The sequence below is a fragment of the Sporosarcina newyorkensis genome (assembly GCF_900167515.1).
GTDB lineage: Bacteria > Bacillota > Bacilli > Bacillales_A > Planococcaceae > Sporosarcina > Sporosarcina newyorkensis.
In genome coordinates, this window is sequence record NZ_FUYJ01000003.1 from 409,001 (window position 1) to 433,277 (window position 24,277).

The 24,277-nt window shown below is 41.0% G+C and carries 24 protein-coding genes and 1 other annotated feature; of the genes, 10 read left to right on the forward strand and 14 right to left on the reverse strand.

Annotated features, from left to right (window positions below; translation table 11 throughout):
• Positions 1 to 131 precede the first annotated feature (131 nt).
• Positions 132 to 704, forward strand: coding sequence for a nitroreductase family protein (locus tag B5D59_RS08630; protein WP_009766599.1), 573 nt, complete (start codon positions 132 to 134; stop codon positions 702 to 704).
• Positions 705 to 802: 98 nt separating this feature from the next.
• Here B5D59_RS08630 and B5D59_RS08635 read toward each other — a convergent pair whose 3' ends face one another.
• Positions 803 to 1,675: a YitT family protein gene (locus B5D59_RS08635; RefSeq protein WP_171805912.1), complete on the reverse strand. Its 873-nt coding sequence runs from the start codon at positions 1,673 to 1,675 to the stop codon at positions 803 to 805.
• A gap of 313 nt (positions 1,676 to 1,988) precedes the next feature.
• Positions 1,989 to 2,516, reverse strand: a complete 528-nt coding sequence (locus B5D59_RS08640) for a YceI family protein (RefSeq protein WP_040758686.1) — start codon at positions 2,514 to 2,516, stop codon at positions 1,989 to 1,991.
• A 213-nt stretch (positions 2,517 to 2,729) separates the two neighbouring features.
• On the opposite strand from B5D59_RS08640, the gene B5D59_RS08645 reads away from it, so the two are divergent.
• From B5D59_RS08645 to B5D59_RS08655, 3 genes are all read left to right on the forward strand, one after another.
• Positions 2,730 to 3,176, forward strand: coding sequence for a MarR family winged helix-turn-helix transcriptional regulator (locus B5D59_RS08645; protein ID WP_009766602.1), 447 nt, complete (start codon positions 2,730 to 2,732; stop codon positions 3,174 to 3,176).
• Between the two features lie 64 nt (positions 3,177 to 3,240).
• On the forward strand, positions 3,241 to 4,179 hold the full coding sequence (locus B5D59_RS08650; protein ID WP_078817631.1) for a ring-cleaving dioxygenase: 939 nt from the start codon (positions 3,241 to 3,243) through the stop codon (positions 4,177 to 4,179).
• A 74-nt stretch (positions 4,180 to 4,253) separates the two neighbouring features.
• A complete protein-coding gene (locus B5D59_RS08655) occupies positions 4,254 to 4,856 on the forward strand; it encodes an alpha/beta hydrolase (RefSeq protein WP_009766604.1) in 603 nt (200 codons plus the stop codon).
• Between the two features lie 63 nt (positions 4,857 to 4,919).
• On the opposite strand, the gene B5D59_RS08660 is transcribed toward B5D59_RS08655, so the two are convergent.
• Positions 4,920 to 5,813, reverse strand: a complete 894-nt coding sequence (locus tag B5D59_RS08660; protein WP_078817699.1) for a DMT family transporter — start codon at positions 5,811 to 5,813, stop codon at positions 4,920 to 4,922.
• 213 nt (positions 5,814 to 6,026) lie between these two features.
• On the opposite strand from B5D59_RS08660, the gene B5D59_RS08665 reads away from it, so the two are divergent.
• The 5 genes from B5D59_RS08665 (at position 6,027) to yedF (ending at position 9,956) form a co-directional block, all read left to right on the forward strand.
• The gene (locus tag B5D59_RS08665; RefSeq protein ID WP_078817632.1) at positions 6,027 to 6,524 is read left to right on the forward strand and encodes an RNA polymerase sigma factor SigV; all 498 of its coding nucleotides are present in this window, start codon (positions 6,027 to 6,029) and stop codon (positions 6,522 to 6,524) included.
• Complete coding sequence (gene rsiV / locus B5D59_RS08670) at positions 6,521 to 7,393, forward strand: anti-sigma-V factor RsiV (protein WP_078817633.1); 873 nt, start codon at positions 6,521 to 6,523, stop codon at positions 7,391 to 7,393. The genes B5D59_RS08665 and rsiV overlap by 4 nt, the downstream gene beginning before the upstream one ends.
• Positions 7,394 to 7,543: 150 nt before the next feature.
• Positions 7,544 to 8,407 carry a polysaccharide deacetylase family protein gene (locus B5D59_RS08675; RefSeq protein WP_078817634.1) on the forward strand — a complete coding sequence of 288 codons (864 nt, stop codon included), beginning with the start codon at positions 7,544 to 7,546 and terminating at the stop codon, positions 8,405 to 8,407.
• Positions 8,408 to 8,518: 111 nt separating this feature from the next.
• On the forward strand, positions 8,519 to 9,727 hold the full coding sequence (yedE, locus tag B5D59_RS08680; RefSeq protein WP_078817635.1) for a selenium metabolism membrane protein YedE/FdhT: 1,209 nt from the start codon (positions 8,519 to 8,521) through the stop codon (positions 9,725 to 9,727).
• Complete coding sequence (gene yedF, locus B5D59_RS08685) at positions 9,717 to 9,956, forward strand: sulfurtransferase-like selenium metabolism protein YedF (RefSeq protein WP_078817636.1); 240 nt, start codon at positions 9,717 to 9,719, stop codon at positions 9,954 to 9,956. The genes yedE and yedF overlap by 11 nt, the downstream gene beginning before the upstream one ends.
• Before the next feature lie 164 nt (positions 9,957 to 10,120).
• Here yedF and B5D59_RS08690 read toward each other — a convergent pair whose 3' ends face one another.
• The 6 genes from B5D59_RS08690 to B5D59_RS08715 form a co-directional block, all read right to left on the reverse strand.
• On the reverse strand, positions 10,121 to 11,773 hold the full coding sequence (locus tag B5D59_RS08690; protein WP_009766611.1) for a BCCT family transporter: 1,653 nt from the start codon (positions 11,771 to 11,773) through the stop codon (positions 10,121 to 10,123).
• A gap of 125 nt (positions 11,774 to 11,898) precedes the next feature.
• Positions 11,899 to 12,981 (reverse strand): tartrate dehydrogenase, encoded by a 1,083-nt coding sequence (locus tag B5D59_RS08695; protein WP_078817700.1) that lies wholly within the window; start codon positions 12,979 to 12,981, stop codon positions 11,899 to 11,901.
• Between the two features lie 19 nt (positions 12,982 to 13,000).
• On the reverse strand, positions 13,001 to 14,443 hold the full coding sequence (locus tag B5D59_RS08700; RefSeq protein WP_078817637.1) for an aldehyde dehydrogenase family protein: 1,443 nt from the start codon (positions 14,441 to 14,443) through the stop codon (positions 13,001 to 13,003).
• Positions 14,436 to 15,530 carry an aromatic ring-hydroxylating oxygenase subunit alpha gene (locus tag B5D59_RS08705; protein ID WP_078817638.1) on the reverse strand — a complete coding sequence of 365 codons (1,095 nt, stop codon included), beginning with the start codon at positions 15,528 to 15,530 and terminating at the stop codon, positions 14,436 to 14,438. The genes B5D59_RS08700 and B5D59_RS08705 overlap by 8 nt, the downstream gene beginning before the upstream one ends.
• 43 nt (positions 15,531 to 15,573) lie before the next feature.
• A complete protein-coding gene (locus tag B5D59_RS08710; RefSeq protein WP_078817639.1) occupies positions 15,574 to 15,822 on the reverse strand; it encodes a ferredoxin in 249 nt (82 codons plus the stop codon).
• Positions 15,823 to 15,846: 24 nt separating this feature from the next.
• On the reverse strand, positions 15,847 to 16,881 hold the full coding sequence (locus B5D59_RS08715) for an NAD(P)/FAD-dependent oxidoreductase (protein ID WP_078817640.1): 1,035 nt from the start codon (positions 16,879 to 16,881) through the stop codon (positions 15,847 to 15,849).
• Between the two features lie 247 nt (positions 16,882 to 17,128).
• Between B5D59_RS08715 and B5D59_RS08720 the strand changes: the two genes are divergently transcribed.
• Entirely contained in the window at positions 17,129 to 18,493 is a 1,365-nt protein-coding gene (locus B5D59_RS08720) for a sigma-54 interaction domain-containing protein (protein ID WP_078817641.1), read from the forward strand.
• Between the two features lie 181 nt (positions 18,494 to 18,674).
• On the opposite strand, the gene B5D59_RS08725 is transcribed toward B5D59_RS08720, so the two are convergent.
• From B5D59_RS08725 to B5D59_RS08745, 5 genes are all read right to left on the reverse strand, one after another.
• On the reverse strand, positions 18,675 to 19,574 hold the full coding sequence (locus tag B5D59_RS08725; RefSeq protein ID WP_078817642.1) for a stalk domain-containing protein: 900 nt from the start codon (positions 19,572 to 19,574) through the stop codon (positions 18,675 to 18,677).
• 232 nt (positions 19,575 to 19,806) lie between these two features.
• Entirely contained in the window at positions 19,807 to 21,393 is a 1,587-nt protein-coding gene (locus B5D59_RS08730; RefSeq protein WP_078817643.1) for a 2-isopropylmalate synthase, read from the reverse strand.
• A 54-nt stretch (positions 21,394 to 21,447) separates the two neighbouring features.
• Positions 21,448 to 21,685 (reverse strand) — a binding site (T-box leader).
• Between the two features lie 199 nt (positions 21,686 to 21,884).
• Positions 21,885 to 22,529, reverse strand: coding sequence for an FMN-dependent NADH-azoreductase (locus B5D59_RS08735; protein ID WP_078817644.1), 645 nt, complete (start codon positions 22,527 to 22,529; stop codon positions 21,885 to 21,887).
• A gap of 151 nt (positions 22,530 to 22,680) precedes the next feature.
• On the reverse strand, positions 22,681 to 23,019 hold the full coding sequence (locus tag B5D59_RS08740) for a winged helix-turn-helix transcriptional regulator (RefSeq protein ID WP_009766622.1): 339 nt from the start codon (positions 23,017 to 23,019) through the stop codon (positions 22,681 to 22,683).
• Between the two features lie 328 nt (positions 23,020 to 23,347).
• The gene (locus tag B5D59_RS08745) at positions 23,348 to 24,184 is read right to left on the reverse strand and encodes a TetR/AcrR family transcriptional regulator (protein WP_078817645.1); all 837 of its coding nucleotides are present in this window, start codon (positions 24,182 to 24,184) and stop codon (positions 23,348 to 23,350) included.
• Between the last annotated feature and the right edge of the window lie 93 nt (positions 24,185 to 24,277).

Genomic DNA, 24,277 nt, shown 5'->3' on the forward strand with positions numbered 1-24,277 from the left:
GGTTTTTTCTATACCCATCAACCGTAAGCGTTTTGTGTTTATCACTTTCCTTACACATGGTATGATAGTAGTTGATAATGATTTTCATTTGCATGTATTAGTATTATAGGAGAGGAGAGGAGTTTTCTATCATGAGTTACGCAGCAAAAAACGAAGTAGAAAAGTCCATAATTGGCAGAAGGTCTATTAAGGCGTTTAAAACCGATCCAGTGGATGTGGAGGAACTCATTGAATTACTCAATGTCGCCAAATGGGCACCGAATCATAAGCTGACGGAACCTTGGCGATTTCAATTATATACAAGTAACGGAAAAGAGCAGTTTGTACAAGCCTATATAGATTCCCAGCCAAAAACAGACGGCGAAGTACCCGAAAGAGTAAATCGGAAAGCTGATTATTTCCGAAATATTCCCCTTCATCTCGTTGTGATCATGCCGGAAGATCCGCGACAAAGAAGATGGGATGAGGATTATGGAGCAGTCTCCACAATGATTCAAAATTTTCAACTTGCAGCTTGGAAACGTGGCATTGGGATGATTTGGCGATCAAATGATTGGATATACGATCCAGTATTCAGGGAAGGCATCGGCGTAAAACCTGGCGAGAAAGTCGTCGCTACACTGATGATTGGCTATCCAAAACATATACCGGAACCACAAGATCGTACAGATATTCGAGAACTATTAACGATTATAGATAATTAAACATAGCGATTACCGCTCCCTAATTGACAGGAGTGGTAATCGCTTTGATTTATTGCTATGCCGGACCACAGTACAAATAACTTTTTTAGGCAGACACTTTAATGAATGTCACTCTTGGTAAAACTGCCGCCCTTAACTTCCGCAACGTCATATACGGTAACAAAAGCATTCTTGTCAATTTCCCGAATGATCTCTTTCATTTTACTATCTTCCAAACGATTGATGACGCAAGTGATTTCCTTGTATTCTTTATTGCTATAACTGCCTTGAATAAGCTGGTATGTTGCACTGCGTCCCAAACGTTCACGAATTGTCTCTACCATTAATTCAGGCTGGTCTGTAATAATATTGAAGGTTTTTGATCCACTTAAGCCTTCTTCAATAATATGGATTACTTTGGAAGCAATGAAATAAGCAAGCGCAGATAAAATAGCTCCTGTAAGCCCAAATACCGTCGAAACCACGATAAAAACAAAAACATTCAAAAACAGGATCAGATCGCTTGTCCCGAACGGTAACTTTCGGGAAAGAAGTACGGCTAACATATCAATCCCATCTAATGCGCCGCCATTACGCAAGGCAAGTCCCATCCCTACACCTATGATCACACCACCTACCACGGTCACTAACAGAGTGTCCCCTTGAACAATCGTTGGTATATGGTGCATCAGACTAGTGCTGATCGCCAATGAACCAATGCCGATCACCGAATATATAGCAAAACTTTTACCGATCTGTTTGTACCCTAAATATACGAATGGGATATTCAGTAAGGCAATCAAAAGGCCTAGAGGAAACCCAAACAGCTGCGAACCAACAATACTCAAGCCCGTTATCCCACCATCCGATACATTGTTTGGGATTAACACCGATTCAAGTCCATACGCTGTTATTAAGGACCCGATAATAACTAGTACTCCTTGGAAAACCATCCTAAGTTTATTGTTCTTTTGTTTTGTGACTGAATTCATGTGATCACTTCTTTCAATAATAGCGTTCATAACCATATTTCTTAATATTATACCCTTTTTCGTTACAGTCATTCGTTTTCGGATGAACCATTTCCTGATCAATTATGTCGAGGCATAATTGCTTCCAGGTTTTGAACGGCTAGATTAACTGAGTATGAGGAAACAGACGTTTAATTTACCACATTTTATCTTGGAATACACACATTATTTTATCCTGTTACCTAATCCTGTACTCCGCTTCCCTGCGAATCAAAGTAAATAGGAAAAAGCACAAGTTCATGAGTTCGAACTTGTGCTTTTTCCTATTATTTAATTATTGAGCTGGATTCACTTGTAATTCGAGATCAATTTTAATGTCTTTACCTACAAGGACACCACCGGTTTCAAGCGCAGCATTCCATGTTAAACCAAATTCTTCACGGTTCAATTTCATTTCGCCTTCGAACCCATAGACGTCTACGCCCCATGGATTTTTTCCTTTTCCGTTAAATGAAACATCAAATGTTACATGTTTTGTTACATCCTTAATGGTTAGGTCACCCGTTATTTTATAATCATCGCCATCTTTTTCAATGTTTTTTGATTGGAATGTAATCGTCGGATATTGCTCTGCGTCAAAAAAGTCTTCTCCACGTAAGTGATTGTCTCGGTCCTCTGATTTTGTATTGATAGATGCAGTTTGAATTACAAACGATATATTTGCTGTTGACAAATCCGTCATGTCTTCCGCTTCTACAGTTGCAGTGTAGTCTTCAAATGTGCCTTTTACTTTTGAAACCATCATGTGCTTTACTGAAAAACCAATGTGTGAATGTGAATTGTCTACTATCCAATTTGTCATTATCATTGTCCCCTATCTTGAATTTGTTTATCTCGTATTTGAGATATATTAATTACAAGTATAGATGAGCAATGCTTTCTCGTCAAGCGATTACGTTTCAGTGTAATTGCGATGCTTTATGCATTGCGCCGGGTAGACCTATAGTATTGACAAAGAACATGAATCAATACTATAATTGTCTCGAATTCAAGATATTGAAAAGGTGTGAGCTATATGAGTGAGATTCAGAATGAAGAAGAATTATCCCTTAAACTATTTGTCGTATTAACTCGTGCTTTGAATTCCATAAAAAAGCGTGCGGAAGAAGATATTAAAAATTTAGGTTTAAACCCAACTGAATTTGCGGTTCTTGAGTTGATCTATAACAAAGGCGAGCAACCAATACAAAAAATAGGTGAAAAAGTATTGATAGCGAGCAGCAGTATTACGTACGTAGTAGATAAGCTCGAAAAGAAAAAATATCTCGAAAGAAAACCATGCCCTAAAGATCGGCGTGTCACCTATGCAGCGATCACAGAAGCCGGTAATGAGTTAATGAATGAGGTATTCCCTAAACATAAACAAGATATTAAAGAAATTTTTGCAGGTTTAAATACAAGTGAAAAAGAAATGATGATTCAACAGCTCAAAAAACTAGGGTATTACGCAGAGAAACTATAAATTCTACCTAATTAACTTGAATTAACCTCAATCAATTCAACTGATACTATAGGAGTAAATTTCAATGAAACTAGAAACAAGTGGAATTCATCATATTACGGCAATTGTTGGTCATCCGCAAGAAAACATAGACTTTTATGCTGGCGTTCTAGGTTTGCGTTTAGTGAAGCAAACGGTGAATTTTGATGACCCGGGCACCTACCACCTCTATTTTGGAGATGAGGGCGGGAGCCCAGGAACTATCATTACATTCTTCCCATGGATAGGAGCTCGTCAAGGAATTGTTGGAGACGGTCAAGTGGGTGTTACTTCTTATGCTGTTCCCAAAGGAGCACTTGCTTTTTGGAAGAAACGATTAGAGGATTTTCAAATACCTTTTCATCCTGTTGAGCGCTTCGGTGAACAGTGTTTGAAATTTGATGATCCGCATGGTTTACACTTGGAAATCGTTGAACGAGAAGAAGGTAAAGTTAATACTTGGGTGTTTGGTGGTATCAGTCCGGATGTATCAATCAAAGGATTTGGTGGAGCTACGCTATTTTCTTCTCACCCCAACCAAACAGCTGAACTATTAGAAAATGTAATGGGACTAGAACTTCTCGGAGAAGAAGGAGACTTAATCCGATTCCGTTCTTCTGCTGATATCGGCAATATTATCGACTTAAAATCCATACCGACAGAAAAAGGCCAAACGGGTGTCGGGACCGTTCACCATATCGCCTGGAGGGCCCAAGATGATGCTGAGCAAATAGAATGGCAAAAATATGTTGCAGCCAAAGGCTATGGTGTCACTGCTGTGCAGGACCGAAATCACTTTAATGCCATTTACTTTAGAGAACATGGAGAAATTTTATTTGAAATTGCTACAGATCCTCCTGGATTTGCTCTTGATGAATCAAGAGAGACAATGGGCGAAAAGTTAATGCTACCTATGCAGTATGAAAAGTTTAGAGAACAGCTGGAGCAACGTTTGATTCCTATTCAGGTAAGAGAGCTATCATAATAATCTTGGAAACAACAAAGTTTTTAAATGAATCCAATCCTAATTGGAAATTCGGTTTTGGAAGGAGACTTACTATGAAACATCTATTTACCCAAGGGAAAAACCCGGATAAACCAGTACTTCTATTACTACATGGAACAGGAGGAAACGAATTAGATCTATTGCCGATTGCCGCACGAATTGATGACGAAGCCTCTATTTTAAGTGTCCGGGGAAATGTATTAGAAAACGGGATGCCCCGCTTCTTCAGAAGACTGGCCGAAGGAGTATTTGATGAAGAAGATTTGATATTCCGCACGAAAGAATTGAATCAATTTCTAGATGAGGCTGCCGAGAAATACGGCTTTGACAGAAATAATATTATGGCGATTGGTTATTCTAATGGAGCAAATATCGCAGCAAGCTTATTGTTCCACTACTCAGACGCATTAAAAGGTGCAATCCTTCATCATCCGATGGTGCCTAGAAGAGGTATTGCTTTGCCCAATTTGGCCGGTACATCTGTATTTCTTGCAGCTGGAACGAATGACCCCATCTGTCCTCCATCTGAATCAGAAGATTTACAATCCTTATTGCAACAGGCAAATGCCAACGTCACACTTCATTGGGAGCAAAATGGCCATCAGTTGACCGCTGAAGAAGTAGAAGCAGCTCGAAGATGGTATGTAGAATTGTAATCACCCATAACGCGTTAAGGTACCTATGTAAGAAACAAATATAATAGGTACCTTACGTTAATTTTAAGGTAAAGATTGCTTTTTATTTAATGGTTTTCGATAATTCACAAAGTAAATGCTGATTACGACTAATACTAACCCCGCAACGAGCTTGTAAGTAAGTGGCTCTCCTAAAAAAAACGTACTAATGAATACCGATATAACCGGGACAAGAAAAGTGAAAACACCAACTTTACTCGCTTCTCCTGCATTAATTAGACTATAATAAACTACGTAGGCCACGGGAATTCCCACTGTTCCTCCGAATATAAGGCCGAATAAATACATACCATTCCACTCAATTGCAGACCAACTTTCTGTAAAGGAGCCCGCAATAAGAAAAACCATACCGCCTATTGCAAACTGCATAGCTACCATCCAATAAGCATCAACTTCATGACTAACTTTCTTGACGTAAATCACCCCAAGTGTCCAGAAAAGAGCAGTCAGTAAGCCGAGTACCACTCCAACAACCGATATGTGGGTAGTTAAACCATCCAAACTTACGACAATGATTCCAATGAATCCAGTTACGAGACCCATCACTTTAATAAAACTCATATTTTCTCCTAACCATATCCAAGCAAATATCCCTAAGAGTACCGGCTGGAAATAGACCAACACCGAAAAAAGCCCACCAGGTAAATGGTTGAGACCCATTGTATGCAAACCAAAAAAGAGAATCGTATTGAAAAATGCAGAAATACAATATTTAGGCCAATTTTTCCGCCACTTTAATTTTTTCCGCATCCTAAAAATAAAAAGTGCAACCAAGCATCCCCCCAGCAGAGCACGCATACCCGAAAATAATAGAGGCGGTGCGTAGGCTACGGACGATTTATAGATCGGCCAGCTAACACCCCAAATGAGCACTAAGAACAATAAAGCCGCAGTTGACTTCGTAACCAGCCTACCCACTGTTCCATCCTCTCCACATGCAATATTAAGTCTACTTCCTAACAGTTTATTCATCCAACTAACGTAATGATCCAAACAAGAGACGTGGTGTACTGTGGGTTCCATTCCCCTCTGCTAATTGAAAATCATCAAAACTTTTTTAGAACATCGTCCGTCAAATGATTATGACGTGTTCGCGACGTGTTGAAAACTGAAGAAGGTGGATCTTTTGTCATGACAAAAAAAGAAAAATTCGAGCTAGTAGAAAACTTCATAGTGGAAAATCGAGAAGCGCATTATCGACTTGCTTACAGCTATGTTAGGAATAAAGAAAATGCCCTCGATATTGTACAGGAATCTATATTTAAAGCATTGAAATCAATTGATCGTCTCGAAGAAATTACTTACTTAAAAACGTGGTTTTATCGAATTCTTGTAAATACTTCAATTGATTTCATCAGAAAACATCAACGGATGACCGTAATGGATGATGATATTCTCAGTATGCATTTACCTCAAGCAGAAGATGAAATAATCGACATGGATTTGCGTGATGCCATCGATCAGTTAGCTCCATATGATAAAACTCTTATTATTCTTCGCTTTTTTGAGGATTTAAAAATCGATGAAATCGCAACAGTAATGAACGATAACATCAATACGATTAAATCAAGGTTATATCGGATATTAAACAAATTACGCATTAAAGTCGGGGAGGATTTTAAAGTATGAAAGATATGAATAAGTTAAAAAAAGACTATGAGGAAATAGAGATTCCAAATGAATTGGAGAATGTTGTGAAAGAGTCAATTCGACAGGCAAAAGCACCACAAAAGAAGCGCTCTTTTCTTAAACAATGGTCGATTGGAGCGGCAGCAGCGGCAGCTTTATTTGTCGGTAGTATCAATGTAAGTTCGACTTTTGCGCAGGCAATGGTAAACGTTCCTGTTTTAGGATCGATTGTTGAAGTTTTCACCGTTCAAAACTTAACGCTGGATGAAGACACCTATCAAGCTGACCTTTCTGCACCCGCAATTAATGGTTTGGAAAACGAAGGTCTGCAAACTTCATTGAACAAAAAATATATTGAAGAAAACAAGGAACTCTACAAACAATTCGAAAAGGAAGTCGAGGAGATGAAAAAAGCAGGCAATGGTCATATGGGGATCAGTACCGGTTATGAGGTGAAAACCGATACCGACCAGCTCCTTTCGATTGCCCGCTATGTCGAAAACACAATCGGCTCTTCTTCGACAACTATGAAATATGACACAATCGATAAGCAGAAAAACATCGTCATCACGCTGCCAAGCCTTTTTAAAGATAATGCGTACATTGATGTTATTAGTTCATATATCGCAAGCGAAATGAAAAGGCAAATGGCAGAAGATGAAGAAATCACTTACTTCTTAGCCGATGAATCAGAATCGGGCTTTGAGTCAATTCAACCAGATCAAAACTTCTATATTACTGCTGATCATAAACTTGTGATTTCATTTGACGATTACGAAGTCGCACCCGGTTTCATGGGCGTCGTGACGTTCGAAATTCCTTCATCGATCCTCGGAAACTTATTGGTCAGTGACACATATATTAACTAAGCGCTTTACACGGCGGCGTAGCGGACGGTGCATTGTCTGCTATGCCACTTGTACATAATGATTTTTTAACTCTTTATATAAAGAATGAGGTACTCCCTCATTCAATATAAAGTCAGAAGAGAAAGACAGCCCCAGGAGGATTGAATAACAATGAATGTGTCACAAGATACATATGCCGAAAAAAGAAAGGGAAATAAAAAGCGATTTTTCATCTTACTTCTCATACTGCTCATCCCTATTTTTTTTACCGGTTTTTTTGTAGGGAAATCATTTTCTGCTCCCAAAAAACCTATCGAACCCGAAGTAATAGAAGACGTGGAAGCTCCCCTCGTTCAAGAGGAGCAAAAGCCTAAAGAGGAAGAGCAATCTAAAGAAGAAACTAGTGCAGTTGAAAAGCCCACAGGAAAGGTAGTGTATCTCACTTTTGACGATGGCCCCAGCAAACTGACAGACGAATTTCTGAACGTCTTACAAGAGCATGATGTGAAAGCAACGTTTTTCATGCAAGGAAAAAATCTGAAGAAAGAATACTTACAAGAAAGTGTAAAACGCGCAGTAAAAGAAAGACATTATATCGGTGCGCATAGCATGACGCATGATTTTAAAAAATTATATAAAGAGAACCAATTTGTACCTGAGATGCGAGAAACATTAGAATTGATCCGGGATATTACTGGTGAATCCCCGCAATTAGTTCGCCCCCCTTATGGTTCGGCGCCCGGGTTGAAAAATGAACAAATTCGCCAACAACTTGTTGATGCTGAAATAAAAGTGTGGGATTGGACAATTGATTCTCAAGACTGGAAATTAAAAGACAACCCAAATCAAATAATAGAAAATATTAAACTTGGTACAAAGGATGAAAAAGAAATTGTCTTGATGCATGAAAAGACTCAAACTTTGGCTGCACTTCCTGAAGTTATTAAATTTTATAAAGAACAAGGATACCAATTTGCTATTTACGATGAGTCTGATCATTTCGTTCTCAACTTTCTGAATGACATACGACTGTAAATCTTTTAAGAGTTTTTTTGTCCGACTTAACTATTGGATTATAATTTCTCTTGATTTCTCCTCAATTAAGACTAAACTAGAAAAAGGTCTTTCTATGAGGAGCAAAAAGACATGAAAACAATGATTCAAACGACATTACAACGTTATTGGAACCCCTATGTAGTCCTATTGATTGCCGGGATTCTCAGTGCTTTATATTTTGGTCTGACTTCAACTGTTTGGGCAGTGACCGGTGAATTCACTCGGTTGGGGGGAGATCTCCTGAAACTTTTTGGAGTGGATATTTCCGGCTGGCAGTATTTCGACATGGTGCACTTGAAAGGAACAACGTGGAGCCGCCCCGATGGTTGGATTGTCTGGGGAATGTTCATTGGCGCTCTAATCATGGTGTTATTAAGTAATAGTTTTAAAATTCGCCTCCCACAACAGAAGCGCCGCTACGTTCAAGGACTTGTCGGGGGTATTATTGCGGGATTCGGAGCGCGTTTGGCACTCGGCTGCAACTTGGCTGCATTCTTTACAGGTGTCCCTCAGTTTTCCTTTCACTCCTGGATTTTTATTGTCGCAACAGGAGTCGGAACCTTTTTCGGGGCAAAGTTAACTAAAATGCGCTGGTGGAAAGGCCGTCCTTCCCTAACCCGTGGTGCCGCGAAACCTTCTACAGTCAAAAAGCGTGTCATCCAGCCTTATGTTGGCGGTACAATTGCAGTCCTTTACATTGGTCTGGTAACTTACTTCTTCGCCACTGGGCAAAAATTGCTAGGCTTAGGTGCACTATTCGGACTCGCTTTTGGTATTCTTATAGAACGCGGGCAAATTTGCTTCACTTCAGCTTTCCGCGATTTATTTCTAGTTGGACGCAGCATTATGGCAAAAGCAATTATCATCGGAATGGCTGTCAGCTCTGTACTAACTGTCATTGTGATTTCTGTATATGACTTGACGCCAATCACTCAAATCGCTGCCCTTAGCACGTTTGTTGGCGGTGTGTTATTCGGTCTCGGTATTGTGATGGCCTCTGGCTGTGAAACCGGTATGATGTACAGGTTGATGGAAGGTCAGGTTCTTTTCCTGCCCGTCTTTGCCGGCAATATTATCGGTGCAACCTTCCTTGCCTATGCATGGGATCATCTTGGTGTGTATGATGTATTGGTTAAAAGCGGTGCCAAGATCAACCTGTTGGATTCAATCGGTCCGATCGGTGCTATTGCCGCAACGCTTGTTATGCTAGGTTTACTGTATACCTTAACGATCTACTGGGAAAAACGCTATCACCACAAGCTAACTATAAAAAGAGGAGCGGAAATACATGCAAAATGACAAAGAAGCCGATTTCACACTCGACCTACGCGGAGAATCTTGCCCTTACCCAGTCATCTATACGCTGGAGGCACTGGAGGGAATGAACAAAGGTGAGCTTTTACAAGTCATCACCGATTGCCCAGGTTCTTTCCGGAATGTTCCGGAAGAAGCAGTGGCGCACGGATATACCTTTGCTCAGGATCCCATTAAAAATGGACAAGAATATCTATTTTATATTTACGCATGAGAAAAGGCAGTGTCCCCGGAGGACACTGCCTTTTCTTTTTTAACGTAGGGCTGTCCTGGTAACGAATTCTCGGAACAGCCCTTTTCATTTAATCTCTTACTTTACCAATCGGTGTCACCGCTTACAACGGTACTGGCTCACCCATTGCTTTTTGATAAAGCAAATCATTTGTTCATGACTACCATTTCCTTTTCCCGTGTCTCATCCACTTTTGCTAAGATGGCCGGTTCTTTCTTCGTCTCTTCCACTTCTGCTAAGATGGCCAGTTCTTTCTTCATCTCTTCCGGCTTTTCCGGTTTAGTAAGTTCCGCCTTCTCCTTCGCTTCTCTCCCAGAAATGATTGCAGCTTCTTCTCTTAACCCGATAAATGTAGAGTAGCACATGAAAAGCATCAAGACTGCGATTGGAATGGCTGTGGCAACGAGAGCCGATTGCAGCCCTGCTAAGCCGCCTGTCATGATTAATACGACAGAGATAGCTGCAATGATCACTCCCCATACGATCTTCGTCAGATGTGATGGATTCGGATTGCCATTTTCACTGATCATACCAAGTACAAATACTGCAGAGTTTGCGGAAGTGATAAAGAAAACAATGACTAGCACCATGGCTAAAATACTCAAAAATACGCTCATCGGCAGATATTCGAAAAATTTAAACAGTGCCGAAGTGACGTCGGATTCCACCGCAGTTGCTAGTGCTGTTGCGCCCGCATTCTGGATGAACGTAATCGCCGAGCCGCCCATGACCGAAAACCAAGTGAAAGATCCCAATACTGGGATGAAAATCGCACCAAACATGAATTGCTTTATCGTTCTGCCTTTCGAAATCCTGGCTACAAAGCTGCCGACCAACGGAGCCCATGCGATCCACCAGCCGAAATAGAACAACGTCCAACTTGAAATCCACGAACCGTCTCCATATGGCTCCGTACGGAAAGACATGCCGATGAAGTTCTGCGCATAATCACCTATTCCTTGGAAGAGGATTTTCAAAACCATCTGTGTCGGACCAAAGAAAAACACCAACCCCAATAAAGCGAACGCCAGGAACATATTCAGGTTTGATAGATGCTTCATCGCCCCTTGAAGACCCGAGACTGTCGATGCCACATAAATAATGCTGACGACTATGATGATGATAGCTTGTGTGGAAATGCCGATCGGCACGTTCCAGAGATAATTCATGCCGCTATTGACTTGCAATGTCCCGAAGCCGAGCGAAGTCGCAATCCCAATGACAATGGACAGGATGACGATGACGTCGATGCTCTTTCCGAAAGTTCCTCGAATTTTATCGCCGACCAACGGGTAAAAGACAGAACTCAAAGAGGCGGGAAGCTTTTTCCGGAACTGGAAAAACGCTAATGATACGCCGACCACTGCATAGCAGGCCCATGCCGAAACACCCCAATGCAGGAAAACGAATTGCATTGCTGTCTTTGCAGATTCTTCCGAATAACCCGTTCCAAATGGAGGGCTTATGTAGTAGGAAACCGGTTCTGCAACTCCCCAGAAGACAAGGCTGATTCCTATGGAAGCACTAAATAGCATACCGATCCAAGTGGCCGTCCTATATTCTGGTCGGTCGTCATCATCTCCCAACCGGATATGACCGAATTTGGATATCCCGATATAAATACAAAAAGCAAAAAAAATGAAAACGCTTCCCAAAATGAACCAACCTAGATTATTATAGATGAAACTAAGTGAGGAATTGGAGAAGTGCTCTAGCTGCTTCGGTGCAAATATACCGATACTTATTAAAACTAAGCTAACAGCCAATGAAGAATAAAACACAGTTTTTTTATCTCTCATATTACCGCTCCTATTTCAAAGACCCACTTGTGTGGATGTGCCGAGAATCCCCACACACAGCCAAACGAGCGGGCATTTGTTATATTTTAATCGGTGTTATTTGCATAACACCGATTAAATTGAATTTAAGCTTTTACTGACTGCAAGTTTCCTATGATGTCTGCAATCCGGTCGCCAACTTCGGAAGTAGAGGCGCTGCCTTTCATATCAGGCGTGAGAACTTCATCCTCCACCAATAATTGCTCGATGGCGTCTACTACCTTTTTGCCGTATGCTTCATAACCAAAATGATCAAGCATTTGACTTGCAGACCAGATTGTCGCTAAAGGATTACCAATTCCTCTTCCTGCAATATCCGGCGCTGAACCGTGTACCGGTTCAAACATCGAAGGGAATGTGCCTTCCGGATTGATATTCGCGCCGGCAGCCAAACCGATTCCCCCTGCAATCGCCGCACCGACATCCGTTAAGATATCGCCGAATAAATTCGAAGTCACCACTACTTCAAATCGTTTCGGATCTGTAATCATCAGCATAGCCGCAGCGTCCACTAAATAAGAAGCTGTTTTCACTTCCGGATAATCTGCACTCACTTCCTCGAATACCTGATCCCAGAAGACCATCGAATAATTCAGGGCATTTGCTTTACTGATACTTGTCAGGCTGCGGCCTTGTTTTTTAGCTGTCTCAAACGCATAGCGAATGATTCGTTCTGTACCTTTGCGGGAGAATACACCATTTTGCAGAACCACTTCATGCTCCTGACCTTTAAACAGCCAGTCTCCCGCCCCCGAATATTCACCTTCCGTATTTTCCCGGATAAACAGCATATCAATATCTTTGCGCTCCACATTTTGCAGCGGGCAATGCGCGCCGTCCAATAATGTCACCGGACGGATATTGACGTACTGATCGAAACTCTTGCGGATGATCAGCAGCAGATCCCATAAAGAAATATGATCCGGAACGCCCGGGAATCCGACAGCTCCCAAGTAAATGGCGTCGAATTTCTTCAACTGTTCGATTCCGTCTTCCGCCATCATGCGTCCGGTCTGCGTATAGTACTCACAGCCCCAGGGGAAGTATGTGAAATCGAATGCGAAACCGCCGTCCAGTTCCGCAACCTTTTTCAACACTTTAATCCCCTCATCAATGACTTCCGGTCCGATGCCGTCTCCGGCGATAACTGCTATGTTATAAGTTTTCATTCTGCATCCATCACTTTCATCATTGATTCCAGACAACGAGTTTCATTTCTGTCATCTCTTCAATGGCATATTTTAGTCCCTCGCGCCCTGTTCCGCTTTCCTTGACACCGCCGTAAGGCATTTGATCCACCCGGTATGTGGGTACGTCGTTGATGATGACACCGCCTACTTCCAAGTTTTTCGAAGCATATAAAGCATGCTGTACATTATTTGTATAAATACCGGCTTGCAGACCGAAACGAGAGTCATTGACCAGCTCAACTGCCACCTTTACTGAATCGACTTTATTAACAACAACGATCGGCGCAAATACTTCCTGGCAAGAAACTTTCAGCGCATGATCGGCATTGACGATGATCGTCGGCGCAAGAACTCCATTTTGTGCATAACCGCCGGCAAGAATTTCTGCATTACTTTTCTTTGTTTCCTCAATCCAGTCAAGTGTACGTTCCAATTCTTTTTTTGAAATCAAAGAAGAGATGTACGTATCCTCCGCTAACGGATCGCCTAGCTTCAATTGCTTTGCTGCGGCCGCAAATTTAGATGTAAATTCTTCATAAAGATCTTGATGAACGTAAATACGTTGCGTTGAGATGCATACTTGACCTTGATTTGAGAAAGCCCCCATAACACAACGATCGATAATCGAATCAATGTCGATATCCTTATCAATAATCAAAGCGGAGTTGGATCCCAATTCTAGAGTCGTTTTCTTCAATCCTGCTTTATTGCTGATACCAATGCCGACACTCGGGCTCCCCGTAAAGGTGATCAATTTTATGCGTTCATCTTTGACGAGAACATCACCAATCACACTACCTGGTCCAGTAATAACATTCAACACGCCCGCAGGTAGACCCGCATCTTTGAACACTTCCGCAATGAAAAGTGCAGACAATGGAGTTTGCGAAGCCGGCTTCAGAACGATTGAGTTTCCTGCAGCAATTGCCGGTCCTACTTTATGGGCTACCAAGTTCATCGGGAAATTAAAAGGTGTAATGGCGCCGACCACACCGATTGGTTCACGCAGCGTATATCCGATCCGCCCAATACCACCGGAAGCGGCATCAAAAGGAATTGTCTCACCGTGAATACGCTTCGCTTCTTCCGCAGCAAACTTATAAGTCTCGATTGTTCTTGAAACCTCGCCTCTTGAAAACATGATTGGCTTGGATGATTCATTTGAAATGATAGTTGCTGCTTCCTCTGCTCTTTCCGTAAGGATTCTTGCAGCGTTTTCTAAGATCTCTGCCCGCTGGAATGCGGGCATATTGCCAATCACCTTTCGTGAATTGTACGCAGCTTCAATCGCTTTTTCCGTCAATGCCTGATCCGCCATGGCGATATCGGCAATTTTTTCATCGGAATAAGGAGAGAAAAGAGGTGCATAAGTTGGTGCTTCCACATATTCTCCATTAATTATTAGTTGTTTAGCAGTTGATTTATCAAGTAGTTTATTCATTGAGCGCCTCCAGAACCATTTCATGGAATTGTACGATTGCTTGTTCAGATTGAGAGTAGCGCCCTCTTTCGAACGCACGTGATTTGAAGCCGAGTTGCTCTAGCTCAACCAATTCGATATCTTCGAAGCGAACTTGCTCCGCGAATGTCATCAGGTCTTTCTCTTCTTGCGTTAGTTTTTCTAGGCTATCTTCGCTGAAATAGTATGTGTAAACGATTTCAGTATTTTCATGATCGATCGGTACCAATTGAATTGTTGCCATGTTAGCTGGCCCCGGATAAATTGTAAGCATCAAGTTCGGCCACAACCAGAAAAACGATCCGCCTTGCATTTCTGCCTCATCCAGATTCACTTCCCCGTATTGCTTGTCGGGTTTCACCATGGAACCTTGAATCGAATAATTCTCACACGTGATGATTTGATAATCATCCATATCAAGTGTATCAATGAAGCTTGGGTGTGCCACGTGGCAATGGTCACATTCTAGATAGTTTTCAATAAATGCTTTCCAGTTCGCTTTGATATGACGAGACTTACGGTGAGTAAATTGTAAATTTTTCAGAAACTCAAATTTCCCCAGTCGATCGAAGAAGTCACCATAAGACTCAGCCAACGGTTTTGCATTATCATCCAAATTAACGAAAATCAAAGATTCAATAACTTCCATTCGGACGGAACGCAGGCAAGCATCTTGTACACAAGCAGCATCCTCTTCACTGCGGAAATTCGGTGCTTTGTTTAAGGCGCCATCTGTTTTGAATGTCCAACCATGATACGAGCATTGTAAAATCTTCTTTTTGCCCGAATCACTTTTCTCAAGTTTTGTCGCTCTGTGCGGACATACATTATAAAACGCGCGAAGAACTTCATCTGTTCCTCGGATTATGATAATTGGGTCATCGCCGATCTCAGCAGTAAAAAATGCACCTTTCTTTTCCACTTGGCTCACATGGCCGACCAGTTGCCAGCTTTTTGCGAAAATGAGTTCCTTTTCTTTCTCTAATACACTCGGATCTGTGAATAAATTATAAGGCATAGTTTTCTCAAACTTTCTATCTGTTGCATTCTGTACTTTATTATAAGCCATTTTTCATTCTCCTTTAGGTTTCTATTTTATTTTTTCAGTTTAATTAACTCGCTTCTACTTTCTGACAAGAAAACGGTGTGTCGGACATTTTGATAGAGTTCGTCGGACATCCTTCAAATGCATCTTCCAGATCCTCGATCAAATCCTCAGGGACTTCAGTAGTCCCTTCATTGTCATCTAGCAGCGCATAGGCAAAACCATCAGCTGTGTAATCAAATAAATCAGGTGCAACAGGGTTACACGCTCCGCAAGCGATGCACGTGCTTCGCTCCACCATCGTAAATTGAGCCATATCTCCGCCTCCAACTTTTAATAATCAGTTCGCCCCGACTTTCACTTTCTTCGAAGCTTCTTCTTTATCTCCCATGACACTCGTGCTGTGCAGCGGCTGCATTTTCGCTGTTGGATCTATAAATACTTTGGCACTGCTGACTGCAACCGGTGCCTCTCCAAAACCTGAAGCAATCAGTTTCACTTTGCCTTCATATGTGCAAATATCTCCAACTGCGTAAATTCCTTCGATATTCGTTTCCATTTTCGTGTTCACTACAACAGAGTTTTTTTCTATTTCAAGACTCCAGTCTTTAATGGGTCCGAGAGAAGAGACAAAACCGTAATTGACCAGTACATCATCAACCTCCAGCTCTAAAAGCTCTTCTGTTTTTGAATGTTTGAGGAGCACTTTTTCAATTTTCTCTTCACCTAACAATTCAACCGGAACGTATGGAGTCAACCGCTCTACTTTCGATTGCTTCAAAAGTTCCACGCTATGCTCATGGGCCCGGAATTTGTCGCGGCGATGAATGATTGATGCTTTTTCAGCAATTGGTTCAAGCATGAGTGCCCAATCCACTGCTGAATCTCCGCCGCCGAATAATGCGACCTTTTTTCCTTCGAACTGATTCATATTTTGAACAAAATAATGAATATTTTTTTCTTGAAACTTCTCTTCGCTTTCGATCTCCATTTTGCGTGCTTGGAAGGCTCCATTTCCAGCAGTTATAATAATCGTTCGAGAATAGTGGATTTCTTTATTCGTAGTTAATTTGAATACGCCATCTGCTTCTTTCTCAACTTGCATCACCGTTTCTCCTAAACAGACAGTAGTTTCAAATTGATTCATCTGTTCTATCAGATTGTCTACTAGCTCTTGGGCTCTAACCTTAGGGAATCCCGCAATGTCATAGATATACTTTTCGGGATAAAGAGCGGCAAGCTGACCTCCAAGTTGGGGTAAGCTTTCAATGATCTTAACGGACGTTTGGCGAAGTCCCGCGTAAAATGCTGTGAATAAGCCGACCGGACCGCCGCCAATAATTGTGATGTCGGAAATTTCAGCTGTTCTATTCATGTTGTACCTCCTTGTAGCCATTCATTTGGATAGTGTGATATGTTACGAGGCAACTAGGGATTACCCTTGTTTTTTCCACGTTACTAAATACTATTGCAAGTATTGTGCCAACTTTTAAAATTGGCATTGTAATAAGTTTTCTATCGTATTTTTTAAAAAACACTGATACAATTGAGTCAAAATCCGCTCAAAAGAATAGCGTTTTTTCCAAAACTGACTCACAAAATGTTTAGGAAGGTGACACCGTATGGCCGATAATACAGAACAACCGAAAATGAATTTATCTCTGGAATCACTACTGAGAATACTGGATTACTCATCAGATGAAATCTTTGTATTGGACAAGGATACAAGGATTGTCTATGTCAATCGGATCTGTGAGAAGCATTATGGAGTTAGGAAAGATGATGTAGTAGGAAGATATAATGACGATTTTTTTAACGAAGGCTACTGGACGCCTTCCGCTGTTCCGCCCGTGCTGGAGAAAAAAGAGCCCGTATCGATTCGGCAGCAAACAAATATCGGCGCTGAGCTGCTGACCAGGGGTTTCCCTATATTGAATGATCAAAATGAGATTGAATATATGGTGTTCACTGCAACTGAAATCAAGGATTTTACACGTCTAACAAAGACGGAGGAAAAACATTTACAGGATAATGTAAAATCAGAATTCACAAATTCCGTTATCACGAACAATCAAAAAGTACGTAAAATCTTAAGTTTTTGTGAAAAAGTCGCTCCTACAGACTCGACTGTATTGGTTCACGGCCAGTCCGGTACCGGCAAAGGCGTTATTGCCTATCATCTGCATAAATTGAGTAAAAGAAAAGACGGTCCTTTTTTAAATGTGAATTGTGCAGCAATTCCAGAGGAATTGCTGGAATCGGAGCTGTTCGGATATACAGCGGGCTCGTTCACAGGAGCTAATAAGGAAGGTAAAATTGGTTTGTTCGAGGCAGCTGATAATGGGACGATATTTTTGGATGAAATCGGAGAATTGGCCTTGCCTTTGCAAGCAAAAGTGCTTCAAGTCATTCAGGATAAGAAGTTTATACCGGTCGGAAGCAATGTGAGTAAAACGGTTAATGTCCGCATTATTGCCGCAACAAATCAAGATCTACTCAAAATGGTCGAAAACAAAACTTTCCGAGAAGATTTATATTACCGGCTCAACGTTATCGATATCCATATGCCGCCCTTGCACGAACGAAAAGAAGATATCGTACCGTTAGCATACAGTTTTTTAAGTAAGTTCAATGAAAAATACAATTCAAACAAAATAATTTCTGAAGAGTGTTTAACAGTACTCTTCCATTATTCATGGCCAGGTAATGTACGCCAGCTAGAAAATCTGATGGAACGACTGGTAATTACAAGCGAAGCAGTCATCGAAGTGGAAGATCTGCCAGAAGTGATTCTAGAGAAGGTCAAAGATATCCCTGAATTGGTCTACTCAAATTCATTAGAAAAAGCATTGGATAATGTGGCGGGAACGATGGTCAGAAGATCCTATCAGAAATTTGGATCTTCCAGAGGAGTAGCAACAGATCTTCAAATTAGCCAGTCCAAAGCCTCGCGACTAATTCGTGAATATTGTCAGGGTGAAGAGTGACTATAAAGAATTGAAGCGTTAAGAATCCTAAGCGTGTTTCCCGATTGAAGGCACTCTATGTACAATTAACATATGAATAAAAAAGCTGTTCATAGAAAGTCATATTTTAATGACTTCCCTGAACAGCTCCTTCTTAACTTCTATCAAAACTCGTAACTGAGCTTACTTCGCGAGCACAACATCATTGCATCATATCTTCAATAAGCTCAACAGGTACATAGGTCTTCCAACGTTCAAGCAAATCAGGTGCTACGTCAAATTGACGAAGTGATTTGTTGTAGCCATACGCCTTTTCACCTCGGGTAATCGTGTAAGAACGAGCATCTTTGGATATGATAGCCCCTTTGCCCGTGGACTCGACCTTATATCCAAGTTCCACAGCAAGTGCCCGAAGCGGTACCATCTTCACCCCATTTACCATGTGGTGGTCGGCAGCAATCATTTCCTCGATAACAGAATTCTTTTCGGAATCTGAATCATCTGCATTGCCGTCAAGAACCACTACTTTTTCTGGTGTAGTCTGGGCAGGGATGCTTCTAGTGGTCATCGTATAGAAAACCAGCAAATCCTTTTCTGGTAGATCAGCGGCAGTTACTTCTTTGCCTGAAACACTAGAAAGAACCGTCTTTTCATCCACATTTAATTTCAATGATAGATGTTTACTTAACAAGTCTTCATCAAATGCCTCAACCGCTACGAAACCTGTCTTTTCCGTTTCCACAATAACAACATCGGGACTGTACTGTGGCGGATAAATCATAATCATCGGTTTGTCTGCATTCGTGTACGCAACAATCTTATCCCCTTTTTTTAATTCTACCTGTTTGCCGGTGTTATCGAAGACTAGCGTTTCTTTCATAACAGCCAAGACATTCGTCTCTTCACCATCTTTGAGTGAATAAAGAGTTGACTGCTCGCCTACCTCAACACTTTCAATCGTCCCTTCAACTTGTACAAATGACGGTTTTACTTGCATCTCTTCTGAATTGCCTCCCTCATTTGCAAAAACTGCAGCGGGTGTAAGTGCTCCGCCTACAAGTAGTGCAGACATCGCGAATGGCACAGCTTTCTTCATCTTCATAAAAAACCAACTCCTTTTATGTTTTCATAAGAGTAGTCGTATGAGAATGGATAAAGTTACAAGAATAAAAGTCTTGTAGCTGATCCTAATTTATATTACGAATAAAAACAAGTTCTCAACCGACGTAGAACGGTTTGAGAACTTGTTATAAAGACATCTGTTGGAACTGCCGCCCACGACTTTTGAGAATAGACCCGCTGCGTTCATTGACTCCATTACACCCCCGAGAAAATTAACTATTTACGGCGGCTGGTTGCACAGGTGCTTCCTTTAGACTGGTAACAATCACACTGTTAATGGCATTCATGTAAGCCAATGCGCTCGCTTTTAGTATATCTGTATCTGCTGCTTTTGCGATATATGTTTCCCCTTCATGTTCAATCGTAATTTTCACTTTACCCAGTGCGTCTTTCCCTCGCGAAACACTGCTGATATCGTACTCCACCAACTTGACGTTAATTTTCGTTATATCGGCTATCGCGGAATAAAGAGCGTCAATTGGGCCAGAACCGACTGCACTGGACATGAAGACTTTTCCGCCTTTACGAATCTTCACGCTTGCAGAAGGAAAACTTGAATTGCTGACGACTTGTAAGTCTTCAAATTCAAAGAAATGGTCGCTGTAATTGGTCACATTCGCCTTTTCATGCTGTTCATAATAATTTTCGACGATTACATATAGATCATGATCATACACTTCTTTCTTCGCATCAGCCAATGCTAGGAAACCTTCGAAAATCCCTTCAAAATCCTTTGGTGCCAACTGGGCAAACCCAAGATTTTCAAGTGCATTTTTCACAGCATGTCGTCCGGACCGCGCTGTTAAAATCAGCTCCATATCATCTAGGCCAACATCTTCGGGATGAACGATCTCATAGGCGTCTCTTGATTTCAGTAAACCGTCCTGATGAATACCAGAAGAATGAGCAAAGGCATTGTCTCCTGTAATCGCTTTGTTCACTTGCACATCCAATCCCATAAAGCTGGATACTAGACGCGATGTATTGATAATTTCTTTTGTGTTAATACGTGTATTTACGTTATAGACAGCATTCCTTGTTTTTAGTGCCATGACCACTTCTTCCAACGCTGCATTGCCAGCGCGCTCGCCAATTCCATTAATCGTACACTCTACTTTATCCGCGCCATTTTTGACAGCTGCCAAAGTATTGGCCGTTGCCATACCTAAGTCATTATGGCAGTGAACGCTCAGTAAAACGTTAGGATTCAGATTTTTCATTCGATCATTCAATTTGTAAATCATTGCACCGAATTCCTCAGGTTCAGCAAAGCCCACCGTGTCGGGCACGTTAATCATGGTAGCCCCCGCCTTCATGACAGCTTCGATGGTTTTCCATAAATATTCAAACTCGGAGCGTGAAGCATCCTCCGTTGAATATTGTACTTCCGGCAATAGGCTTTTTGCGTATTTTACTGCATTCACGCCAATTTGCAGGATTTGATCTCTGGATTTATTGAATTTCTTCTCCACGTGGATGTCAGACGTACCAAGCACCATATGAATCATAGGGTTTTCAGCATATTTTACCGCGTTGTAAACCGAATCGATATCTGCTTGAACTGCACGCGCCAATGCGGTAATCATTATATCACTTGTGTTACCTACTTTCTGGGCGACTGCTTGGACCGCGTCAAAATCACCTTGAGAGGATGCAGGAAATCCAGCTTCAATAATATCGACACCTAATTTCTTGAGCTGCTGTGCGATCTCTACCTTTTCATAAAGATTCAGTTTAGCTCCCGGCACCTGCTCGCCATCACGTAACGTTGTATCAAATACCCAAATTTTTCTACTCATTTCTCTGCACTCCTTTTTTAGTAAAATTAAAAAAACCCCGCCTCTATATCGAAATATAGAGACGAGGTTATACTCGCGGTACCACTCTAATTGACCTGTCATATAGACAAATCCACTTATCAACAGCTATCACTGTCTATCCCGATAACGGAGGAAACCGACATCCCTTACTATTAAACGTTCAGGGAGTGACTCCTGGATGAGTTCAAAATGTGCGCCTGCTGATTTTCACCTACCATCAGCTCTCTAAAAAGACACAAACACTTCTACTAGTTCCATTCTTGGTCTGCAATGTGTTATTGAAAGCAATGATACGACGGATATTTCAGATTGTCAACAGTTTTCTGATAACTATTTTAAAAGTATTTATTCGTTCAACCAATTTCAGCTCCTCGCACCAATAAAAAAACCACCCGCACTTGACGGATGGTAAGAGTTTGCAAATAAATGCTGTATTAGTAACTCCGGTGAAAACTTGTTACATTTTTAAATTACGCGTGAACAGTCAGTTCGAGTAAACGATTAGCAGAAGCTTTTACTTCTTCCATGCCTGAAGCAATGATTTCTCCCGCTTTATCAGGCATTGCGTTGTGGCCTTCTATAATCACTTCATCAATGATTTGCATACCGAAGACACCACCGACGACATTGCGCATATAGTTAACAGCCATCTCCATTGGAGCCGCTTCAGGAGCTGAGTAAATACCGCCACGAGCGTTTAGGAAGATTGCCTTTTTCTCTGTCATTAAGCTGACCAGGTTACCTTCAGCATCGTATTTAAATGTAAAACCAGCAGCATACACATAATCGATGAATGTCTGTAATTTAGCCGGGATTGTTAGATTCCAAAGTGGGAATGCAAACACAATTACGTCAGCAGCTGAGACTGCATCCATTGCCTTTTGTTTCGCAGCTAAAAGGCGTGATTCAATTTCTGTTAATTCTCCACCGTTTTGCACTTTACCGAAAGCATTAAAGATTTCTTGTCCAAAATAAGGCGTGTCTTCTTCAAAAACGTCGTAAGTTATAACGTTGACGTCTTTACCCTCTAATTCAGCCATAAATGTTTCGTACATTTTACTTGAAACCGCTTCTGTAGCGGGACGATTGTTTGCTTTTACTACTAAAATGTTCATACTCAAAACTCTCCCCTTGTATCTATTTCTCTTGCTGTATATCTTTATTATAATTTGGTAACCACTTTTACATAAGTACGCACTTAAAAGTGGCATAGTATCAAAAAGTATACTACTAATAATAAAGTTATTTTTTTACGATGTCACTCAATTAATCTTGGACTTTTTGCATTTTACGTAATGTATGTGCAGTACCCCATTCATGCATCGCTGTTAAAATAGGTTCTAAACTCTTTCCATAGTCCGTCATGGAATACTCTACCTTCGGCGGCACTTGGGGGTAGACTTTTCGACTGATAATATCCTCTTCCTCCAGTTCACGAAGCTGAGTGGTTAACATTTTCTGTGTGATTCCTGGCACCCTTCTTTTTAGCTCACTGAATCTATGCGTACCTTCATGCAGTAGAACCAATAATATGATCGGCTTCCACTTTCCTACCAGGATGCCAAGCGCATCTTCTACTCGACATAACTCCGGTTGCACTGCCATCTATTATCACCCTCTAGTAGTATCTTTTTATACACTACATGACTTGTAATCATGTACTTCCAATAACGCATCCAACAACTCATATTAACATTATAGAAATGGTTTTGAAAGGGTTGATAAACTTGGAAATGTATTATATTTACCCACTGTTGCTGTTTGACTGCTGGTATTCATCTTTTCAAGAGCGAATATCATGTAACTAGCTACGTACAAGGCAAAAACCATTGCCCTACCGAACAAAAAGTAAGGGGTTTCTCTTTCAGTACGCATCCCTGACTGAAGGGAAAATCCCAAAGAGTACGCCAGGTGGATGGATTAGCTGTTTCCTTTAGAGTACTTCAAAATAATCCCGAAGCAAATAAGAGGTCCATTTACACTGGGTGTGATTTCGGATGTTTTCAAGTAAACCTTTTACAATCGCAGGGCTTAACGCTGGTTCGATTAACTGTTGCTTGAGGAGGATTAATGACTCTTTTTCAATAGATTCTTCAATTTCATTTATATTTTGTTCAATGAGTTCAAGGATTTGATCCTTCGTTGCTTCTTTTCCCTTTGATTGGTGAAGCAGTTGAACCAGCTCAGTTGAAATGAACGGGATTGTAATATTTCTTGCCAGTACATTTGTTTTTTCCACAAGCGACCGGGCTAGTAAATCTAAATCCAGCGGTAAATTGTGAAATAAAAATAACTCTGCATATGTTTTCATAAAGCCTTTAACACAGTACATTACGTCATGCTTTGTCTGATGGATCTCATCACCATATAGCCTTTCAACCATCGATAAAATTATTTTATCCATTGCTTGGTCGTAGATATGGCTCTTTTGAAGAAATTCCTCATTAAATGATCGTATTTGTTCTTTAATAAGAATCTTGGCAAAATCAGCGTGTTTACTAAAGGAATTGAAAATAGTGTAATAAAATTTATATAAAAGGTCTTCTTTATTTTTTGTGTTTTTGACCACATAGTCAATATCCGAGGTGAACTGCATCATAAAGTAATCAATCAATGCCAAAATCAATTCGTCTTTAGATTTAAACGTTAGATAGAATGCACCTTTTGAAATACCACATTCATCGGTTATTTGTTGCACTGATGTTGCTTCAAAGCCTTTTTCTGCAAATAATTCTATTGCCTTCTCCATAATCAGCTGTTTTTTTGTCATGAGTATCTGATCGCTCCTAAGGTTTTTCGTTGACATGTGACTTATTAGTCATTAGTATAGGAAATTGAATGAGGTTAGTCAAATAAGGGAAGG

What these genes read in the sequence shown, in the direction of transcription:
- B5D59_RS08630 (WP_009766599.1), top strand. Translation starts at nt 132, where the DNA reads ATGAGTTACGCAGCAAAAAACGAAGTAGAAAAGTCCATAATTGGCAGA.
- B5D59_RS08635 (WP_171805912.1), bottom strand. Translation starts at nt 1,675, where the DNA reads ATGAATTCAGTCACAAAACAAAAGAACAATAAACTTAGGATGGTTTTC.
- B5D59_RS08640 (WP_040758686.1), bottom strand. Translation starts at nt 2,516, where the DNA reads ATGACAAATTGGATAGTAGACAATTCACATTCACACATTGGTTTTTCA.
- B5D59_RS08645 (WP_009766602.1), top strand. Translation starts at nt 2,730, where the DNA reads ATGAGTGAGATTCAGAATGAAGAAGAATTATCCCTTAAACTATTTGTC.
- B5D59_RS08650 (WP_078817631.1), top strand. Translation starts at nt 3,241, where the DNA reads ATGAAACTAGAAACAAGTGGAATTCATCATATTACGGCAATTGTTGGT.
- B5D59_RS08655 (WP_009766604.1), top strand. Translation starts at nt 4,254, where the DNA reads ATGAAACATCTATTTACCCAAGGGAAAAACCCGGATAAACCAGTACTT.
- B5D59_RS08665 (WP_078817632.1), top strand. Translation starts at nt 6,027, where the DNA reads ATGACAAAAAAAGAAAAATTCGAGCTAGTAGAAAACTTCATAGTGGAA.
- rsiV (WP_078817633.1), top strand. Translation starts at nt 6,521, where the DNA reads ATGAAAGATATGAATAAGTTAAAAAAAGACTATGAGGAAATAGAGATT.
- B5D59_RS08675 (WP_078817634.1), top strand. Translation starts at nt 7,544, where the DNA reads ATGAATGTGTCACAAGATACATATGCCGAAAAAAGAAAGGGAAATAAA.
- yedE (WP_078817635.1), top strand. Translation starts at nt 8,519, where the DNA reads ATGAAAACAATGATTCAAACGACATTACAACGTTATTGGAACCCCTAT.
- yedF (WP_078817636.1), top strand. Translation starts at nt 9,717, where the DNA reads ATGCAAAATGACAAAGAAGCCGATTTCACACTCGACCTACGCGGAGAA.
- B5D59_RS08690 (WP_009766611.1), bottom strand. Translation starts at nt 11,773, where the DNA reads ATGAGAGATAAAAAAACTGTGTTTTATTCTTCATTGGCTGTTAGCTTA.
- B5D59_RS08695 (WP_078817700.1), bottom strand. Translation starts at nt 12,981, where the DNA reads ATGAAAACTTATAACATAGCAGTTATCGCCGGAGACGGCATCGGACCG.
- B5D59_RS08700 (WP_078817637.1), bottom strand. Translation starts at nt 14,443, where the DNA reads ATGAATAAACTACTTGATAAATCAACTGCTAAACAACTAATAATTAAT.
- B5D59_RS08705 (WP_078817638.1), bottom strand. Translation starts at nt 15,530, where the DNA reads ATGGCTTATAATAAAGTACAGAATGCAACAGATAGAAAGTTTGAGAAA.
- B5D59_RS08710 (WP_078817639.1), bottom strand. Translation starts at nt 15,822, where the DNA reads ATGGCTCAATTTACGATGGTGGAGCGAAGCACGTGCATCGCTTGCGGA.
- B5D59_RS08715 (WP_078817640.1), bottom strand. Translation starts at nt 16,881, where the DNA reads ATGAATAGAACAGCTGAAATTTCCGACATCACAATTATTGGCGGCGGT.
- B5D59_RS08720 (WP_078817641.1), top strand. Translation starts at nt 17,129, where the DNA reads ATGGCCGATAATACAGAACAACCGAAAATGAATTTATCTCTGGAATCA.
- B5D59_RS08725 (WP_078817642.1), bottom strand. Translation starts at nt 19,574, where the DNA reads ATGAAGATGAAGAAAGCTGTGCCATTCGCGATGTCTGCACTACTTGTA.
- B5D59_RS08730 (WP_078817643.1), bottom strand. Translation starts at nt 21,393, where the DNA reads ATGAGTAGAAAAATTTGGGTATTTGATACAACGTTACGTGATGGCGAG.
- B5D59_RS08735 (WP_078817644.1), bottom strand. Translation starts at nt 22,529, where the DNA reads ATGAACATTTTAGTAGTAAAAGCAAACAATCGTCCCGCTACAGAAGCG.
- B5D59_RS08740 (WP_009766622.1), bottom strand. Translation starts at nt 23,019, where the DNA reads ATGGCAGTGCAACCGGAGTTATGTCGAGTAGAAGATGCGCTTGGCATC.
- B5D59_RS08745 (WP_078817645.1), bottom strand. Translation starts at nt 24,184, where the DNA reads ATGACAAAAAAACAGCTGATTATGGAGAAGGCAATAGAATTATTTGCA.